This is a genomic window from Shewanella sp. N2AIL, from assembly GCF_022690845.1.
In the GTDB taxonomy this organism is placed as follows: Bacteria; Pseudomonadota; Gammaproteobacteria; order Enterobacterales; family Shewanellaceae; genus Shewanella; species Shewanella baltica.
In genome coordinates, this window is the sequence record NZ_JALBYT010000007.1 from 53,405 (window position 1) to 71,445 (window position 18,041).

Sequence of the window (18,041 nt, forward strand, 5' to 3'; positions counted from 1 at the left end):
AAAAGCCGTCGCAGCATGATTGCTGGACGGCTTTTTTAATCTTTAGCGTTAAGGTTAACCTAGGCCTTGATCAACAAGTCCCGCAGATGCTTGACTTCATCACGCATCGCCGCTGCTTGTTCGAACTCTAAGTTACGCGCATGTTCGTGCATCTTCTTCTCAAGCTGATCGATTTGATGGCTCAACTCAGTCGCATCGGCTTTATGGTAATGGGACTTAGGTTCAGCCACTTTGCCATACACAGCTTTACTGTCGCGGCCGTCATCGACATCCATCACATCGGTGATCCGTTTAACCACGCCCTTAGGAGTGATACCGTGCTTTAAGTTGTGCGCGCGCTGGCGTTCACGTCGGCGGTCAGTTTCACCAATGGCCTTCGCCATCGAATTGGTAATGCGATCGGCATAGAGGATTACTTTGCCATTGACGTTACGCGCAGCGCGGCCAATGGTTTGGATAAGCGAGCGTTCTGAGCGCAAGAAGCCCTCTTTATCCGCATCTAAAATACACACCAATGACACTTCTGGCATGTCTAAGCCTTCACGCAATAAGTTGATCCCTACCAACACATCAAACTTACCTAAACGCAGATCGCGGATGATCTCCACCCGTTCAACCGTGTCGATGTCCGAGTGCAAATAACGCACTTTTACGCCATGTTCGTCGAGGTATTCAGTCAAATCCTCCGACATACGCTTGGTCAATGTGGTCACTAACACCCGCTCGTTAACAGCGACGCGCTTGGCGATCTCAGACAATAAATCATCCACTTGAGTCCCAACAGGACGCACTTCTAATTCAGGATCGAGTAAACCCGTTGGCCGCACGACCTGCTCGGCAATCTCACCTTCGCTTTTTTCCAGCTCGTAGACACTCGGTGTCGCCGACACATAAATGGTTTGCGGCATCAATTGCTCAAACTCTTCGAACTTGAGCGGTCGATTATCCAAAGCAGACGGTAAGCGGAAACCGTATTCCACCAGTGTGGTTTTACGGGAACGGTCACCTTTGTACATGGCGCCGATTTGCGGCACAGTCACATGGGATTCGTCGATAATTAATAGACCGTCAGCGGGCAAATAGTCGAGTAAGGTTGGCGGCCCTTCCCCCGGTGCGCGGCCTGACAAATAGCGCGAGTAGTTTTCGATGCCAGAGCAGTAACCTAACTCCACCATCATTTCCACATCGTATTGCACTCGCTCATGGATACGCTGGGCTTCAATTAACTTGTTGTTATCGAGTAGATATTGCTTACGCTCACGCAGTTCTTCTTTTATGAACTCAGTGGCGGCAATGATTTTTTCCCGCGGCGTCACATAGTGAGTCTTAGGGTAAACCGTCGTACGGGCGATGCGCTTAATGATATGGCCAGTTAACGGATCAAACTCGCTTAAACGCTCAATCTCATCGTCGAACAACTCAACACGAATGGCATTACGCTCAGAATCGGCAGGGAAAACATCAATCACTTCACCACGCACGCGATAGGTGCCGCGCTGTAGCTCGATATCATTGCGTTTATACTGCAATTCACTGAGACGAATTAAGATATCACGCTGCCCCATCACATCGCCTTGGCGTAGGTGCAGCAACATTTTTAAATAGGAGTCGGGATCGCCCAAACCATAAATGGCCGACACAGAAGCGATGAGCACCACATCTTTACGCTCTAACAGCGCCTTCGTCGCCGACAGGCGCATTTGCTCTATGTGGGCATTAACCGACGCATCTTTCTCGATAAAGGTATTCGATGCAGGCACATAGGCTTCAGGCTGATAGTAATCGTAGTAAGAGACAAAATACTCAACCGCATTATGGGGAAAGAACTCTTTCATCTCGCCATAAAGCTGCGCCGCCAAAGTTTTATTGGGCGCCATGATAATCGTGGGGCGACCTAACTTTTGGATCACATTGGCAATCGTGAAGGTTTTACCTGAGCCGGTCACCCCTAGTAAGGTTTGGCAAGCTAAACCCGCTTCGAGTCCATCGACTAATTTGGCTATCGCTGTAGGTTGGTCGCCTGCGGGGGCGAATTGCGATTCAAGCTGAAAAACAGATTCTGACACGCGCACATATCCTTTTAATGAGTCGCCCCATTCTAATCAAGTCACCGACTAAGCTCCACCGTTATCCTTCCTGTCGTCAATTCAATACGCAGTAACACCGCCAGATGACAATTTAGTGGAAGAAACATGAAACTTTTAGACCAAGCCATTTTCAACGATTTTTGCTCATAAAACACCCGCAAACTAAGCAAAAATGCCAATTTAATACACAAGAAATCAATTTCGTTCGATTACAAAATTGCAACCTTGTTTTCACCCTCAACAAAAACCACTTGCTTTTAATACTCAATTGATAATATTGAAGTTTATTTTCCCCATCCAAAATAGTGCATTTTAAGTCCGACTCCCATACGCCAAGGCTTTGACGACCATTTATTTGGACAACTCACAGGGTTATCCACAGATTTTGTTGATAAGTCCACATAACCGAGAAACCACGCGGGATTGGAGGCTGTCATGCCTCCGAATAACAGCCAGTCAACATTTGGTAATTTAATTACATTTGATAAATGTTGCTACTTGTATCGATTTCACTAATTGCAATTGGCCCAGATTTTTACTGTGCAACGCGTCACTAGCTTTTAGCAACAGTTACGGCTAATTTGATAAAAGCTAAATTAAAATCAGTCACATATTGCGTGTTGAACTGGACACTTTAACTCTCAAAGATAAGCAAGCAGCTAGGACTTCTCGTTTACTAGCTTGTTTGCACTAACGTTAAAACCAGCATAAAACTCAGTGATCAATGCTATATAAATCACATTTATCTTTAACGTGTCGACTTATCAATATTGAGATACGCGTCATCGCCATTAATAGTTCACATTTACTGTAAAGGTATTCCATATATGCGGCAGAAAGATAGAGCTGAAAGGCAGCTTAACTCTTAACTTACTGACTGTACGCTATTGATAGTTGATAGTTGATAGTTGATAGTTGATAGTTGATAGTTGATAGTTGATAGCCAATGGTTCATCGATCATGGTGACTTACCCAGCACGTAGAAAGAAACTTTACTTAATCGTCTACCTTACGCCAACAAGCCTAACGGTTTAACCCAATCGTTATTTACCGCTAATTCAATCCCCTTTTCATGCAGCCCAATAACTTCACGCCGCATCGCTATCTCAACTCATCTTGCTTACCCAATGCTTATCAATCTGCTAAAAAGATGAGATAAACCCGAAGCGATAGCTGGCTGCACTTAAGCTTTAAGCTGTTTAAGCCTATTCATTGGCCTTAAGCTCGGCTGATTTCTAAAAAATGCTTATTTTTTAACGAGTGATTTCAATTTCATAGAAATTTCACCCCGCAAACGATGGCGGCGTTCAAAGCTATATTGCGAATTGTTAAGTGGTTTTTCACTAAAAATGTCGAATTCTGCACCACGATGCACATTAGATGAGCACTTAACAGCATAATTACACTTTTTTTAGTAACTCGAGTTGACTCATCCCACAGAGCGTTTTACTATGCGCTCCGTTCTCAACGAGTCGCTACGACTGTGTGAAACGATTCCCCTGTAGTTCAGTCGGTAGAACGGCGGACTGTTAATCCGTATGTCACTGGTTCAAGTCCAGTCAGGGGAGCCAATTTAACGCAGAGTAAAAGCAAGTAAGAACAAGCAGTAACAATATGTAATCGATTCCCCTGTAGTTCAGTCGGTAGAACGGCGGACTGTTAATCCGTATGTCACTGGTTCAAGTCCAGTCAGGGGAGCCAATTACATTATGACACTGCTTGTTTAAAACGATTCCCCTGTAGTTCAGTCGGTAGAACGGCGGACTGTTAATCCGTATGTCACTGGTTCAAGTCCAGTCAGGGGAGCCAAATTAAAACACAGAATAAAGTCGATAGTCATATCGCACCCGATTCCCCTGTAGTTCAGTCGGTAGAACGGCGGACTGTTAATCCGTATGTCACTGGTTCAAGTCCAGTCAGGGGAGCCATATTCAAAGTGTTATTTCTTAAAAGTCGATAGCAATATCGCACCCTCTACTCCCCTGTAGTTCAGTCGGTAGAACGGCGGACTGTTAATCCGTATGTCACTGGTTCAAGTCCAGTCAGGGGAGCCATATTTTCTAATTCAACAACCCATTCCTCAGTTTCACTCCTGCTTGGCAACTTATTCTTTTCGTTTTGTTTTTAAGCAAATGCAGTTACACTGTTACCAGCTTATTAAACAAATTTCTGAGTATCTTCACACAGATAGCGGTTTTTAAGCATTCTTGACTTAAACTTATCCTGTTCGTACTCACCAAAATCTAGAGCGGATTTTTATGGCCATGTCAAAATCATATCCAATTTTTTTACTGCTTATTTTTTTAGGTCTTTTTGCTTGGGTGTATCAAAGTGAAAACAGTCAATTGCAAGTCCAACAGCAGCAAGAACTCGATAGTTTTAAATCCAGCTTAATCCGCTACCAAGAATGGCAAGGTAATGGCACTGAACTCTTCAAAAAACTATCTCAAGACTACCAATTTCAGTTCTTCCAATATATTGATGATACCGACGGGCAACTGAGCCATACCGAAGGCAGCTTAGACAGCCAACACTCCCATCCTTTAGCCAGTTTATTTTCCATCGACCTCAGCCACACACAAAAATTGGCCGCGGGTCGTTTACAAGTCAAACTCAGCGCCAATCAAGCCATTGATACGGCAATTAGCAACACTGAAAAACTTGGCCTCATGTTGCTAGTGGCTTATCTGACATTACTGTTAGTGTTTGTTCTATTAATGTCAAAACATAGGGCAGCAATACGTTATGCTGCTGATTATATTTCCAAAATACCTGAGTTAGGGTTTTCTGCAGTCGCATCATCAAAGCTGACTGGCGAGCTCAACCCTATTGGTATTTCCCTTGAAGAATGTCGCCTGCAACTTAAAACTCAAATCGATAAGCTCAATCAAGAAAACGAAAAGCTACATAAAGCCGCCTATCAAGACACAGTGACAGGTTTTAGCACTCGCCCAGGATTTACAAAAAAACTAGAAACCATTAGTAATCCAAATATTCCTCAATTGGGCTTGATGGCTATGGTTAAAGCGACCGAGTTGGCGCAAATAAACCAGAAACAAGGGCGAACAGCGGGAGATGATTATCTCGCAAGAGTCGCCAATTGCATCCGTAAAGCCTGTAGCAGCTATCCTGATGCCGAATATTTTCGAGTAGCGAGTGCTGATTTTGCAGTGTTTATTCCCGAAGTTATGCTCAAAGATGCACCGAAATTTTTAGACCAGCTAAAGATTTACCTCGATGAATATCAGCAGATGACAAAAGCGGAATCCGTTGCCCATATAGGCTTAGTACCCTACAACCAAGGAGTGGAAGCGGCTAATTTACTGACCATTGCCGATACTGCGGTCAGCATAGCGCAAACCCTTGGGCCCAATAGTTATCATATCCAAGAAAAACTCAATGGGGATGAACAATTTGGAGACGATCGCTGGAAGATGGCGATCAATGATTTAGTCACTCGCCAAGCATTAAAATTTTACCAGCAACCTATTCAGCCTTGTCGTACTGATGTCGAAGTTTACCGCGAGTTATTAGCCCGTTTTTATAATAGCGAAGGCAAGTTTTTACCCACCACCACAGTGATTGCCATGGCTGAACGTCACGGTATGAGTACTGAGTTAGATAAACTGGTGGTGATCAGTGCATTAAGAATACTTAAGGAAAACCCGACCATTACCGGTAACTTTGGTATCAATATCAGCGCATTTTCGGCCCATCAAGACATGTTTGTCGCTTGGTTGAAGGACATATTAGGTAAGCAAAAACACATCGCCTCGCGCTTAGTATTTGAGATCAACGAGTCCGGCATGCAGTCTAACTTAGGGGCGAGTTATAAGTTTGTCCGCGAAGTGCACAGTGTCGGTTCGCGGGTGTCGATTGAGCGTTTTGGTATGAGCTTTACCTCCTTCAAATTCTTCAGCGAAGTGCGGCCCGACTTCATCAAGCTCGATGGTAGTTACACTTCTAATATCGATGAAGACAGCAACAATAAGTTCTTCGTGCGTATGATGGTGGATGTCGCAAGGCGGATTGGCATCCGGGTCATCGCTACCAGCGTCGAACGCCAAGAAGAAAAATTAACCCTCGAAAAACTCCTCATCGATGGATTACAGGGCTATTACATCGCACAGCCACAAGCTATGGCCATTACAGATCAGATTTAATACTTTAACGGGTTAATTCGTCACCAAAATTTACAGTAAAGATGGTTAACCCTGCATTCTATATGTTGTTTATGCATACGGAAAAGTCGATAATACGGCCAAGATCCGTTTAGAAAAGTATTAGGATGACTGAATATCTCCTCCTGTTGATCAGTACAGTGCTGGTCAACAATTTCGTTTTAGTGAAATTCTTAGGCCTGTGCCCTTTTATGGGGGTCTCCAGCAAATTGGAGTCCGCTATTGGCATGTCTATGGCGACCACTTTTGTGCTGACGTTAGCCTCAATTCTCAGTTATCTCGTCAACCAGTATCTATTATTACCCTTTGATCTGAGTTACCTGCGAACCATGAGCTTTATTTTAGTGATTGCCGTTGTGGTGCAATTTACTGAAATGGTGGTGCAAAAAACCAGTGCCGCTCTGCACCGTGCCTTAGGGATTTACTTGCCGTTAATCACGACTAACTGCGCGGTATTGGGCGTTGCCTTATTAAACGTGAACGAGAAGCACGATTTTATTCAATCGGCTATCTATGGCTTTGGTGCTGCGTTAGGCTTCTCATTAGTGTTAATTCTCTTCTCGGCGATGCGCGAGCGTTTAGCGGCCGCCGATGTCCCCTTACCTTTCAAAGGCGGCGCGATTGCGATGATCACCGCAGGTCTTATGTCCCTCGCCTTTATGGGATTCACAGGATTGGTTAAGTAAGATGTCCGGAATTTTAATTGCAGTCATATTGTTGACCCTATTGGCATTAGTCTTTGGGGTGTTACTCGGTTTTGCCGCCCTTAAATTCAAGGTTGAAGGCAACCCGATTGTCGATGAGCTCGAAGCTATTCTGCCACAAACCCAATGCGGTCAATGTGGTTACCCAGGTTGTCGCCCTTATGCAGAAGCCATTGCCAATGGCGATAAAGTCAATAAATGCCCCCCTGGTGGCACAGCCACCATGGAAAAGCTGGCGACCCTAATGGGCGTTGAGCCAGAGCCGCTGAATGCCGAGGCACAATCTCAGGTCAAGAAAGTCGCCTATATTCGCGAAGATGAATGTATTGGCTGCACTAAATGTATTCAAGCCTGCCCTGTCGATGCGATTATCGGTGCAGGCAAGCTGATGCATACCGTGCTCACAACCGACTGCACGGGCTGCGATCTCTGCGTTGAGCCTTGTCCCGTCGATTGTATCGATATGATCCCTGTTACCCAGAATCTTAAAAATTGGAACTGGCGCTTAAATGCCATCCCAGTGACGCTCATCCAAGAGACTCTCAGCAAAGAGATTCAGAGCCAAGATCCACAGTTAGAAGAGGAAAAGCGGTGTTAACTTTATTAGATCAATTAGATAAAGGAACCCTTTGGCGCTCACCCGGTGGTATACATCCACCCGAAGTCAAATTCCTCTCGAACGCGACGCCGATTAGCCAACTGCCCTTAGCCGCTACGTATTTAGTGCCCATCCCTCAAGTCGGTGAAAACTGCACACTTGCGGTAAACATCGGCGATAGCGTATTAAAAGGCACACCGTTAACTCAAGGTACCTCCATTTGGCATTTACCTGTGCATGCGCCGACATCAGGCACTATCGTTGCCATTGAGCCAAGGGCCAGTAACCATGCTTCAGCATTGCCAGTTAATACCTGCGTTATCCAGGCCGATGGCAAAGACACTTGGTGTGAGCTGGTGCAAAATGATCTTGATGATTTAACCCATCAACAGATGATCGATAAGATCCGTGCTGCTGGCATTGCAGGCATGGGCGGCGCGGCGTTTCCAACTCATATTAAGCTTAATCCGGTCAGTGAAATTGATTTAGTCATCATCAACGGCGTCGAGTGCGAACCTTATATCAGCGCCGATGACAGATTAATGCGCGAATACAGCCAAGATATCCTCGCGGGTATTGGCATTATTCATCGGCTATTAACGCCAAAACGCATTGTTATCGCCATTGAAGATAATAAGCCAGAAGCGGCCAAAGCCATGCAAGCTGCAGTCGTCCAATGTGGGCTCCCAGCCGACAGCATTCGGGTAACCGTCATTCCGACAAAATATCCTTCTGGTGGTGAAAAGCAGTTAATTCAAATCATTACTGGCCGCGAAGTGCCCTCGGGCGCTATTCCCGCCAAACTCGGTATCGTCGTGCATAACGTCGGCACTGCCTTTGCGATTCATCAAGCGGTTACCCAAGGTAAACCGCTTATTGAGCGCGTTGTGACTGTGACAGGCAAAAATGTCGGTAAACCGGGGAACTACTGGTTACCGATAGGCACACCTGTTGAGCATGTGCTTGCTGCGACTGAGTTCACGCCAGAGCCTGAACAAAAGGTGATTATTGGCGGGCCTATGATGGGCCATGCATTGGCGAATATCCAAGTGCCTATTTTAAAAGGTACTAACTGTATTCTGGTGCCAAGCAGCCAAGAAATAGGAACTACGCCAGAAGAAAAAGCCTGTATCCGCTGCGGCGAATGCGCCAATGCCTGCCCTGCACTCTTATTGCCACAGCAACTCTTTTGGCACGCCAAGGCCGAAGAATATGACAAAGCTGCCAGCTACAATCTAAAGGATTGTATTGAATGCGGTTGCTGTAGTTACGTCTGCCCGAGTGATATTCCCTTAGTCGAGTATTACCGCATTGCCAAATCTGCACTTAAACAAGCCGCCGATGAAAAGCAGCAAGCGGAGCGCGCTAAACAGCGTTTCGATGCCCGTTTAGCGCGTCTTGAAGAAGAAAAGCTTGCCCGTGAAGTTAAGGCTAAAGAAGCCGCAGAGCGCCGACAAGCGACTATGACTGGCACGGATAAAAATGCCGTCGCCGAAGCCATGGCACGGATCGCCGCGAAAAAAGCCGCAGCGGCACAATCAGTCACTGGCGAATCAATTACCGAAGAGTCAAGCGCCACAACAACTGACACTACAGCAGCACCAAAGGGTAAGGCCGCCGTTGCCGCCGCCATCGCCCGTGCGAAGGCAAAAAAAGCCGCCCAAGCAAATACCGAGAGTACTAAATCACCTGGGGCGGAAACAGATAGCGCTCAAATAGACAGTTCGGCGAATGTTGATGCGACTGAATCAGCCACTGATGCGATAGCGCAGGAAGCGCCTTTATCCCAGAAAGACAAAGTCGCTGCGGCGATTGCGCGCGCCAAGGCCAAAAAAGCCACACAGCAAACCGATACCGCACCGCTTGAATCTACTGAAACCGCTGATAGCACATCAGCACTCAGCGCTGCCGATGATAAAAAGGCGAAAGTAGCAGCAGCCGTTGCTCGTGCCAAGGCCAAGAAAGCGGCGCAGCAAGTAGAAACCGCCGCTAGTGATATTGAAGTTAGCAATACTGAAGTTAGCAATACTGACGTTAGCGTTAACGACGCTGAAGCGATTAAAAAGGCCAAAGTGGCTGCCGCAGTTGCTCGTGCTAAAGCGAAGAAAATAGCTTCGGCATCTGCAGCAGAGTCTAAAACTGAGTCTGAAATAGAGTCTGTTGACGAGATTCGAGCTGAAGCTAACGTGGCATCGCCCTCGATAGCAGCAACGCTTGATACTGCAACAACTGAAGCTGATGCCGTTTTGCCATCGGTAGGATCCACTGCAGAGCCCATTGAAACGGCGCCGTTATCCAGTGATGAGCTGAAAAAAGCGCGGATTGCTGCGACCATCGCCAAGGCAAAAGCCAAAAAAGCGGCACTCGCCCAAGAAGCCAACGCTTCGAGCGACTCAAGTGTGACTAATGATTAAGAACAGAATGATTAAAAGGGAACACAATGGCGTTTAAAATAGCCTCATCACCCCATGTAACGCGAAACTTGCATACCTCAACGGTCATGCAAAGGGTGATTTTATGTTTACTGCCGGGCCTTGTCGTGCAATGTGCCTTTTTTGGCTGGGGCACACTTGTGCAAGTCCTGCTGGCGATCCTCGTCGCTTTAAGCTGCGAAGCCGCTGTGATGAAACTTCGCAATCGCAATATCAAAGCGAGCCTTAGCGATAACAGCGCCATGCTCACCGCCATCTTAATTGGTGTCGCCATTCCGCCCCTCGCTCCTTGGTGGATGATCGTCATGGGCACCGCCTTTGCGATCGTCATAGTTAAGCACCTCTACGGCGGCTTAGGCCATAACCTATTCAACCCAGCAATGGCGGCATATGTATTGCTGTTAGTCTCGTTCCCTGTGCAAATGACCACCTGGATAGCACCGAGCACCGTTGCACTGCATTCGCCCAGCCTTGTTGAAAGCTTGCAACTTATCTTTAATGTTGGCGCGCACGTGAATATGGAGCAGTTCCGCTTAGGCATTGATGGCATGACAATGGCAACGCCACTCGATACCCTCAAAACCGATTTATCCATGGGATTAACCACCACAGAAAGTCTCACCAAAGCCATTTTTGATGGCAGTACAGGCGTAGGTTGGTTCTGGGTGAACTTGGCCTATCTTGCTGGCGGGTTAGTGTTACTTAAACTAAAAGCCATTCGCTGGCACATCAGCACTGGCGTGTTATTAGGTCTCTTTGTGGCATCGAGTATCGGTTTCTTACTGTCACCCGATACCCAAGCCAGTCCACTGATGCATCTGTTTTCTGGCGCGACCATGTTAGCGGCGTTTTTTATCGCCACCGATCCCGTTACAGCCGCAACCAGTCCCCGTGGCCGTATTATCTTCGGCGCGTTAATTGGTGTGTTGGTGTATATCATCCGCACCAAAGGCGGTTACCCTGACGCCTTCGCCTTTGCCGTGTTACTGGCCAACCTCTGTGCGCCCTTTATTGACTATTACGTGCGTCCACGCACCTATGGCCATTCAACGAGCTAAGGTCATGCTCAGCGATAACATCATTCTGCGGGCAACGAGAGCTTAAGGAAAAAGAGTTGAAAAATCCGATGATTAAAAATGGTTTTTTATTGGCATTGTTTGCCTTGATTTGCACTGGGCTCGTCGCCGCTGTCAATCAACAAACTGTCGATAAAATTAAGCAGCAAGAACAGCAAGAATTAATGCGAGTGTTACATCAATTAATTCCTGATGAGATGCACGATAACGAGCTAACGGCTCAATGTACTTTGCTGCTGGATAAAGACGCATTAGGAACCGACAGCCCAATGCCCGCCTATATAGCCACCCGTGCAGGCAAACCTGTGGCCATCGCTATTGAAGCTATTGCGCCCGATGGCTATAACGGCAACATCAAATTGATTGTGGGTATTAGCACTAAAGGTGAAGTCCTAGGCGTTCGAACCTTAGCTCACCAAGAGACACCTGGGCTCGGTGATAAAATCGATCTACGTAAATCCAATTGGGTCTCTCAGTTTGTCGGTAAAGTGTTAGGCTCGGCAGATGACAAACAATGGTTGGTTAAAAAAGACGGTGGCGATTTTGATCAATTTACCGGCGCGACTATCACCCCGCGCGCTTATGTCAAAGCAGTCAAAAACGCAGTATGGTATTTCAACAATAACCAAGCGCAAATTTTCAGTCTGCCGCTAAATTGTGAGGCCAATCATGACTAATTATCGCGAAATTGCTTGGCAAGGTCTGTGGAAGAATAACCCTGGCCTAGTACAACTGTTAGGCTTGTGCCCCCTGCTTGCGGTCACAGCGACAATCACGAACGCCCTTGGCCTTGGTCTAGCGACGATGTTGGTGCTGATTGGCTCTAACATTTTGGTGTCGCTGGTGCGCGACTATGTGCCCAAAGAAATTCGTATTCCGGTATTTGTGATGATCATCGCCGCGCTGGTGACCACAGTGCAACTGCTTATCAATGCCTATGCCTACGGTCTGTATTTATCCCTTGGGATCTTCCTGCCGTTGATTGTGACCAACTGCATCATCATCGGTCGCGCCGAAGCCTTTGCCTCGCGCAATAACGCCTTTAGCGCTGCCTTCGATGGTTTGATGATGGGGCTCGGTTTTACCTTAGTGCTAACCGTATTAGGCGCAACGCGGGAAATTTTAGGTCAAGGCACACTGTTTGATGGCGCCGAACAACTGCTCGGCCCATGGGCAAAATCCTTAACCATCCACTTATGGCAAGTCGACACTCCTTTTCTACTCGCTATGCTGCCACCTGGCGCATTTATCGTGATGGGACTATTGATTGCATTGAAAAATGTGATTGATAAAAAAGTCAAAGAACGCCAGCCTCAAGTCGCCGCAGAACCCAGTGTTACCCGCGCGCGCATTACTAAGGTCGGTTAGGCTTTCAACCTAACACCTCCTATTCAAGCATCAAAAAGAGTATTATGTTCACCGCTTAATGTGCGCTCAGCGCACATTAAGCGACTGGAATTGAGCCATATAATTTCAAACATACGCACTCAACATAAGCACTCAAAGCATAGGAAATCAGCGGGTCTAGGTTTTAGCTCGTTCAATCATGATTAATGGCCAATTGACAATAAATGATTAACAGTTGAATCCAACAACCGCGCAGGAATCGTACATGAATCAAGAAAAACGCATCCAGATCCTCACCCGTCTTCGCGATAACAATCCGAAACCTGAAACCGAGCTCAATTTTTCCAGTCCCTTCGAACTTTTAGTCGCCGTGACCTTATCCGCCCAAGCGACGGATGTGAGTGTCAACAAGGCAACGGACAAACTCTTTCCTGTAGCCAATACCGCCCACAGCATTTATGCCTTAGGCGTGGATGGATTAAAGGAATATATCAAGACGATTGGCCTGTATAACAACAAAGCCATCAATGTGATCAAAGCCTGTGAGATCTTGATTGAGAAATACAATGGTGAAGTGCCTGAAAACCGCGAAGCACTTGAGTCCCTGCCCGGTGTAGGGCGCAAAACGGCTAACGTAGTGCTCAATACCGCCTTTGGCTGGCCAACCATCGCCGTCGACACCCATATTTTTCGCCTCGCCAATCGCACTAAATTTGCGCCCGGCAAGAACGTGGTTGAAGTGGAAGAAAAAATGCTAAAAGTGGTTCCCGCAGAATTTAAAGTCGATGTACATCACTGGTTTATCCTGCATGGCCGCTACACTTGCCTTGCGCGCAAACCCCGCTGTGGTAGCTGTATCATTGAAGACTTGTGCGAATTTAAAGAAAAAATTTATCCTGAAGAGTAAGCTTCGAATCAACTTAGTGGAGCAAATTGACGTTTCAGCATTGTTTTCACATTGATTAGACTAGATTTCAGACAAACAAAAAGCCGCAATAGCGGCTTTTTTGTTTAACTTGGAGCTGGGTTAACTCAAACTAATATTAGTCGTTAAAACATTGAAACAAAGAACGCGCTGAAAAATAAAGCAATTACAACTGTAGTGCCTAAGGCCATTTTAACTTCGGTGTTCATCATTCACTCTCCTAGTTGGTATGGCTGTATTATCGTCAACCTCGCGGTAAAATCCCATGTTTGTCTCTGTGTTTTGTGAGCAACAGCCAATTTATCGGCAATTTTCTTATCACAATCCGCAAATTAGCCCGTCGACAGCCAGCGTTTTCCTATCCTAACCAATCGAATTGATCAAGTGTGATAAAAACACCATGGATGAGATTTGTGGTCATGCGCAGAGACATTTTTGATATACTCCCCACCGGAATCTATTTAGAGAGAGGACCTATGTCGCAACTATTACACACTATGATCCGCGTCGGTAACTTAGAACGCAGTATTGCTTTTTATACTGAAGTGCTCGGCATGAAACTACTTCGCACCTCTGAAAATCCAGAATACAAATATTCTTTAGCTTTCGTAGGTTACGGTGAAGAGTCCACAGGCCAAGCCGTGGTTGAACTGACCTATAACTGGGGCACTGACAAATACGATTTAGGCACTGGCTTTGGCCACTTAGCGATTGGTGATGAAGATATCTACGCCCGTTGCGCTGCTATTGCCGCAGCCGGAGGCAAAGTAACACGTGCACCAGGTCCAGTCGCAGGTGGCACCACAGAGATTGCCTTTGTTGAAGATCCAGACGGTTATAAAATTGAGTTCATTCAAATGAAGTCAGCGACTCAAGGTTTAGGTTAAGTCTTGTCACCTGAGCAAGAAGATTAACTGAGCTAGATTAAGTGAGCAGAACTGTTCTGCTAAATGATAAATGCCGAATCTTAATTCGGCATTTTTGTTTTTATACTTTTATTTTGCGTTAAACATAAAACAAGCCAGCAATTCACCACTCGCGCCATGCGTTTAAGCTGATTTTATCGACTTATCGACGCTTTATCTTGTCCACTAGTCGTCTTTTTCACGGGTTTACTCATCCCTTTACGGCTGAGAATGCGCTTAAGCCAAGGCGTACGCCACAGCAGCAACACACTAAAACCAACGATATACAGACTTGGCTCGATGATTTCCGATTTTACCGACCAGTAAAAATGGATTGGCGCTAATATCGCGACTAAATACACCCCATTATGCAAGGTTTGCCAACGACGCCCCATCTTACGCATCAAGGCTTTAAACGAAGTTATCGCCAAAGCGGTGACGATAAGATAAGCCACTGCGCCGACTAAAATATACGGCCGTTTTACCACCTCGCTAAACAGTAATTCCCAAGCAAATAACAGATCTAAACTAAAAAACGCCAAGATATGCAAGGTGGCATAGGCAAACACATATAAGCCCACTAAACGACGAGTCTGCATCAACAGCCCTTGCTTAGTCAGCTTCGCAATGGGTGAAATCAGCAAGGTCGCCGCTAAAGCATTTAACGCACCTATGCCTGTGTAGTGAATAATATGCTGCACAGGATCGCCGCCCGCACGGCCTAACACGACAGTGAGCACTAGGTAGACGATTGGCACTAAACCCAGCAAATGAAATAACGCTTTTAGCCAAAACAAGTGCTTAGCGGTTAATCTCAACATAGGTCATCCCCGCTAAAGGGCATATTTTCAAACAAACCAAACATCAATAGTTTTTCCTAAGATCTATGCCGTCATACAGTGAAGCCACAAACTCGCCGTAACCGTTGAACGGCTGGGTATCGATGCGGGTTGCTGAGAATAATCCCCCTTCGCCGATACGACGTTCACTGGCCTGTGACCAGCGTGGATGATCCACCGCCGGATTCACGTTGGCATAGAATCCATATTCATGCGGAGCAAGTTGATTCCAACTTGTTGGCGGCTGTTTATCCATCACGCGAATTCGCACTATCGATTTAATGCTCTTAAAGCCGTATTTCCATGGCACCACTAAGCGAATGGGTGCGCCGTTCTGCGGCGGCAGGGTTTTGCCATACAAGCCAACCGACATTAAGGTTAAATCGTTCATGGCTTCGGCTATCGTCAAGCCTTCAACATAGGGATAATGAATACCACCGCCCATTAATCGGCTCTTCTGCCCTGGCATTTGCTCAGGATCAAAAGCGGTTTCGAAGGCGACATACTTGCCCTTGCTGGTCACACCGACTTTTTTCAATAATGCCGCCAACGGAAATCCCACCCAAGGGATCACCATGGACCAAGCTTCAACGCAGCGCAAACGATAATTACGCTCCTCAAGCGGGAACATTTTGGTGAGATCATTAAAATCTAAAGTCATGGGTCGTTCGACTTCACCTTCAATACGCAGTTGCCAAGGATCGACTTTAAAGCCTTGGGCATTATTGAAGGGATCTTGCTTATCCGTGCCAAACTCGTAAAAGTTATTGTGTTGCGTCACTTTATCAAGCGGGGTTAACACATCGGCATCACCGTATTGCTTATTGGTTTGAAACGTCAGTGGTGTCGTGATAAATGAAGACTTAGGCTGATCGCCAAATAGATCGAACAATCCGGCCTGCACGTAACCGGGCACACTGGCACCAATAGCACCAAGCCCCATGGCTTTCACAATCTGCCGGCGCGAGCGAAACACCGCTTCGGGTGTCACTTGGTTGTCTTGCATGTGCCACTGCGCTTTTTTAAGAATACCTGGGGTAAAACGGGAATGTTTAGCCAATTGACACCTCTACCATCCAATGATTAACGCCACCGAGTCGCGATAAAATCTTATCTGGCGCTCGTCTGTATCGCTCACTTCTATGCTCACCTTAATATAGACAGGTAAAAGCCAGAAAAACTTTCCACCCGCGAATAAATTCACCTTAAACGTATAAGACTTGCTCATTCAAGCATTAAGCGCAGATATAGTTGATTAAAGGGCTTGAAGCCTGTTAGGGGGCATGCGAACCTAAGCGCCAAAGCTAAAGGAGTGCTATTGATCATGCCATTTTCTCAATCTTTTTCCGTCGCCGAAATCATCGGCCTTCTCGCCATCGCCTTCTTAGGCCTGTTGATCGGTGCCCTGCTTAACCAAAGACTCACCCGCCAACGCTGGCAACAACATAAAGACCAACTTGAGCAAGAGATGCGTCAAGTGAATGAAGATGCTGAATTATCCTTAGCGCAGCAGCAAATTTTGGTCGATGACAAAGAAGCGCAACTACGTCAATACCAGCAGCGCCTTGAGCTCAAAATTGAACAATTAGGTAAAGCCGAGGCCCTAGCCGAACGCGTTCCCACCTTAGAGCAGCAATTAAATGACAGCCAGCGCCGCCAGTTAGAAATTCAATTGGCCCTGTCGAAATCCAATGCCATGCAACAAACCATTCAAGCCAAGGCCGATGCCCAGCAAGAATCACTGCAGGATAAAATTGCCAGCTTAGAATCGGCCGAAGTGCGATTAAAGACCCAATTTGAAAACCTCGCCAATCGCATTTTTGAAGAACGGAGCGAAAACTTTAAGCATCAAAATGCCAGTCAACTCGAAGGCGTACTTGGGCCATTGAAACAGCAGCTTGAAGGATTCAGACAGCAAATTCGTGAATCCTACACCCACGAACAGTCCGAGCGCAGCGCCCTTAAACATCAACTTGAGCACCTGCGAGATCTCAATCTGAAGATGAGCCAAGATGCAATCAACCTGACTAAAGCGCTTAAAGGTGATAACAAGCAGCAAGGTAACTGGGGTGAAGTGATCCTCGATCGCGTCCTGCAGGAAAGCGGCCTACGCGAAGGCCATGAGTACCATACCCAGCAAGATCTCAAAGACGACAATGGTAAGCGCTTTAAGCCGGATGTGATTGTGCATCTGCCAGAAAATAAAGACGTGGTCATCGACGCTAAAATGTCCTTGGTCAGTTATGAGCGCTACTTCAACAGTGAAGATCCCGCCCTGCGCCAACAGGCGATTAATGAGCATGTGATCTCGATTCGCAGTCACATTAAGGGCTTGAGTCAAAAGGATTATCAGCATCTGCATGGCCTTAAGAGTCTCGATTATGTGTTGATGTTTATTCCTATTGAACCAGCTTTTTTACTGGCGTTAGAGCATGATCCTAGCCTAGTGAATTTCGCTCTTGAGCAGAATATCATGTTGGTAAGCCCGACGAATTTACTGGTAGCCCTGCGCACCATTAACAATATTTGGCGCTACGAATATCAAAACCAACATGCGCAAACCATTGCTAAGCAAGCGGGTCGAATTTACGACAAGTTATGTGGTTATATTGAAGACATGGAAAAACTCGGCCGCGCCTTAGATAACGCCGAAAAAACCTATCACAGCGCCATGAACAAGCTCTCATCGGGCAAAGGCAATCTAGTGCGTCAAGCCCATTTAATGCAGCAACTCGGGGTCGATACCAGTAAACAGCTGGATAAAATGCTGTTAGAAAAAGCGCTTAATGAAGCCCAAGACGACAACGATACACAGGATGACGCGGAGCAGACGCTGCCGCCAACGCGCGATCCTAAGGACACAGAACTCGAACCCGCATAAATCCAGAATGAGATAGAGAGTTGAGAGACTGAGTTGATTACAAAGTTGAAAAACCTAATTGATTAA

At 46.4% G+C, this 18,041-nt stretch carries 13 protein-coding genes and 5 tRNA genes; 15 read left to right on the forward strand and 3 right to left on the reverse strand.

What is annotated here, in order from left to right:
• Positions 1–59: 59 nt before the first annotated feature.
• A complete protein-coding gene (uvrB, locus tag MO387_RS06265) occupies positions 60–2,066 on the reverse strand; it encodes an excinuclease ABC subunit UvrB (protein ID WP_006081546.1) in 2,007 nt (668 codons plus the stop codon).
• A 1,516-nt stretch (positions 2,067–3,582) separates the two neighbouring features.
• Between uvrB and MO387_RS06270 the strand changes: the two genes are divergently transcribed.
• The 14 genes from MO387_RS06270 (at position 3,583) to gloA (ending at position 14,237) form a co-directional block, all read left to right on the forward strand.
• Positions 3,583–3,658: transfer RNA gene (locus MO387_RS06270), tRNA-Asn, on the forward strand.
• 54 nt (positions 3,659–3,712) lie between these two features.
• Positions 3,713–3,788, forward strand: a tRNA-Asn gene (locus MO387_RS06275).
• Positions 3,789–3,820: 32 nt separating this feature from the next.
• A tRNA-Asn gene (locus MO387_RS06280) sits at positions 3,821–3,896 on the forward strand.
• 43 nt (positions 3,897–3,939) lie between these two features.
• A tRNA-Asn gene (locus tag MO387_RS06285) sits at positions 3,940–4,015 on the forward strand.
• Positions 4,016–4,065: 50 nt separating this feature from the next.
• Positions 4,066–4,141, forward strand: a tRNA-Asn gene (locus MO387_RS06290).
• Positions 4,142–4,345: 204 nt separating this feature from the next.
• Positions 4,346–6,250 (forward strand): GGDEF domain-containing protein, encoded by a 1,905-nt coding sequence (locus MO387_RS06295; protein ID WP_107947450.1) that lies wholly within the window; start codon positions 4,346–4,348, stop codon positions 6,248–6,250.
• Positions 6,251–6,375: 125 nt separating this feature from the next.
• Positions 6,376–6,954 (forward strand): electron transport complex subunit RsxA, encoded by a 579-nt coding sequence (rsxA, locus tag MO387_RS06300; protein ID WP_006081543.1) that lies wholly within the window; start codon positions 6,376–6,378, stop codon positions 6,952–6,954.
• Between the two features lies 1 nt (position 6,955).
• Complete coding sequence (gene rsxB, locus MO387_RS06305; RefSeq protein ID WP_107947447.1) at positions 6,956–7,570, forward strand: electron transport complex subunit RsxB; 615 nt, start codon at positions 6,956–6,958, stop codon at positions 7,568–7,570.
• On the forward strand, positions 7,564–9,984 hold the full coding sequence (gene rsxC, locus MO387_RS06310) for an electron transport complex subunit RsxC (protein WP_107947445.1): 2,421 nt from the start codon (positions 7,564–7,566) through the stop codon (positions 9,982–9,984). Before rsxB ends, rsxC begins: the two co-directional genes overlap by 7 nt.
• Positions 9,985–10,010: 26 nt before the next feature.
• On the forward strand, positions 10,011–11,060 hold the full coding sequence (gene rsxD, locus MO387_RS06315; RefSeq protein ID WP_006081540.1) for an electron transport complex subunit RsxD: 1,050 nt from the start codon (positions 10,011–10,013) through the stop codon (positions 11,058–11,060).
• A gap of 56 nt (positions 11,061–11,116) precedes the next feature.
• On the forward strand, positions 11,117–11,755 hold the full coding sequence (gene rsxG / locus MO387_RS06320) for an electron transport complex subunit RsxG (protein WP_107947443.1): 639 nt from the start codon (positions 11,117–11,119) through the stop codon (positions 11,753–11,755).
• Positions 11,748–12,446, forward strand: a complete 699-nt coding sequence (locus MO387_RS06325; protein ID WP_107947441.1) for an electron transport complex subunit E — start codon at positions 11,748–11,750, stop codon at positions 12,444–12,446. The genes rsxG and MO387_RS06325 overlap by 8 nt, the downstream gene beginning before the upstream one ends.
• Positions 12,447–12,690: 244 nt before the next feature.
• Positions 12,691–13,332, forward strand: a complete 642-nt coding sequence (nth, locus tag MO387_RS06330; RefSeq protein WP_106650414.1) for an endonuclease III — start codon at positions 12,691–12,693, stop codon at positions 13,330–13,332.
• 494 nt (positions 13,333–13,826) lie between these two features.
• Positions 13,827–14,237, forward strand: coding sequence for a lactoylglutathione lyase (gene gloA / locus MO387_RS06335; protein ID WP_006087315.1), 411 nt, complete (start codon positions 13,827–13,829; stop codon positions 14,235–14,237).
• 173 nt (positions 14,238–14,410) lie between these two features.
• Here the strand turns inward: gloA and msrQ are convergent, their stop codons facing one another.
• Positions 14,411–15,076, reverse strand: coding sequence for a protein-methionine-sulfoxide reductase heme-binding subunit MsrQ (msrQ, locus tag MO387_RS06340; protein ID WP_107947439.1), 666 nt, complete (start codon positions 15,074–15,076; stop codon positions 14,411–14,413).
• A 43-nt stretch (positions 15,077–15,119) separates the two neighbouring features.
• Complete coding sequence (gene msrP / locus MO387_RS06345; RefSeq protein WP_107947437.1) at positions 15,120–16,154, reverse strand: protein-methionine-sulfoxide reductase catalytic subunit MsrP; 1,035 nt, start codon at positions 16,152–16,154, stop codon at positions 15,120–15,122.
• A gap of 264 nt (positions 16,155–16,418) precedes the next feature.
• Here msrP and rmuC point away from each other — a divergent pair, with 264 nt between their 5' ends.
• Positions 16,419–17,975, forward strand: a complete 1,557-nt coding sequence (rmuC, locus tag MO387_RS06350; protein ID WP_107947434.1) for a DNA recombination protein RmuC — start codon at positions 16,419–16,421, stop codon at positions 17,973–17,975.
• Positions 17,976–18,041 lie beyond the last annotated feature (66 nt).

What these genes read in the sequence shown, in the direction of transcription:
- MO387_RS06295 (WP_107947450.1), top strand. Translation starts at nt 4,346, where the DNA reads ATGGCCATGTCAAAATCATATCCAATTTTTTTACTGCTTATTTTTTTA.
- rsxA (WP_006081543.1), top strand. Translation starts at nt 6,376, where the DNA reads ATGACTGAATATCTCCTCCTGTTGATCAGTACAGTGCTGGTCAACAAT.
- rsxB (WP_107947447.1), top strand. Translation starts at nt 6,956, where the DNA reads ATGTCCGGAATTTTAATTGCAGTCATATTGTTGACCCTATTGGCATTA.
- rsxD (WP_006081540.1), top strand. Translation starts at nt 10,011, where the DNA reads ATGGCGTTTAAAATAGCCTCATCACCCCATGTAACGCGAAACTTGCAT.
- MO387_RS06325 (WP_107947441.1), top strand. Translation starts at nt 11,748, where the DNA reads ATGACTAATTATCGCGAAATTGCTTGGCAAGGTCTGTGGAAGAATAAC.
- nth (WP_106650414.1), top strand. Translation starts at nt 12,691, where the DNA reads ATGAATCAAGAAAAACGCATCCAGATCCTCACCCGTCTTCGCGATAAC.
- gloA (WP_006087315.1), top strand. Translation starts at nt 13,827, where the DNA reads ATGTCGCAACTATTACACACTATGATCCGCGTCGGTAACTTAGAACGC.
- msrQ (WP_107947439.1), bottom strand. Translation starts at nt 15,076, where the DNA reads ATGTTGAGATTAACCGCTAAGCACTTGTTTTGGCTAAAAGCGTTATTT.
- rmuC (WP_107947434.1), top strand. Translation starts at nt 16,419, where the DNA reads ATGCCATTTTCTCAATCTTTTTCCGTCGCCGAAATCATCGGCCTTCTC.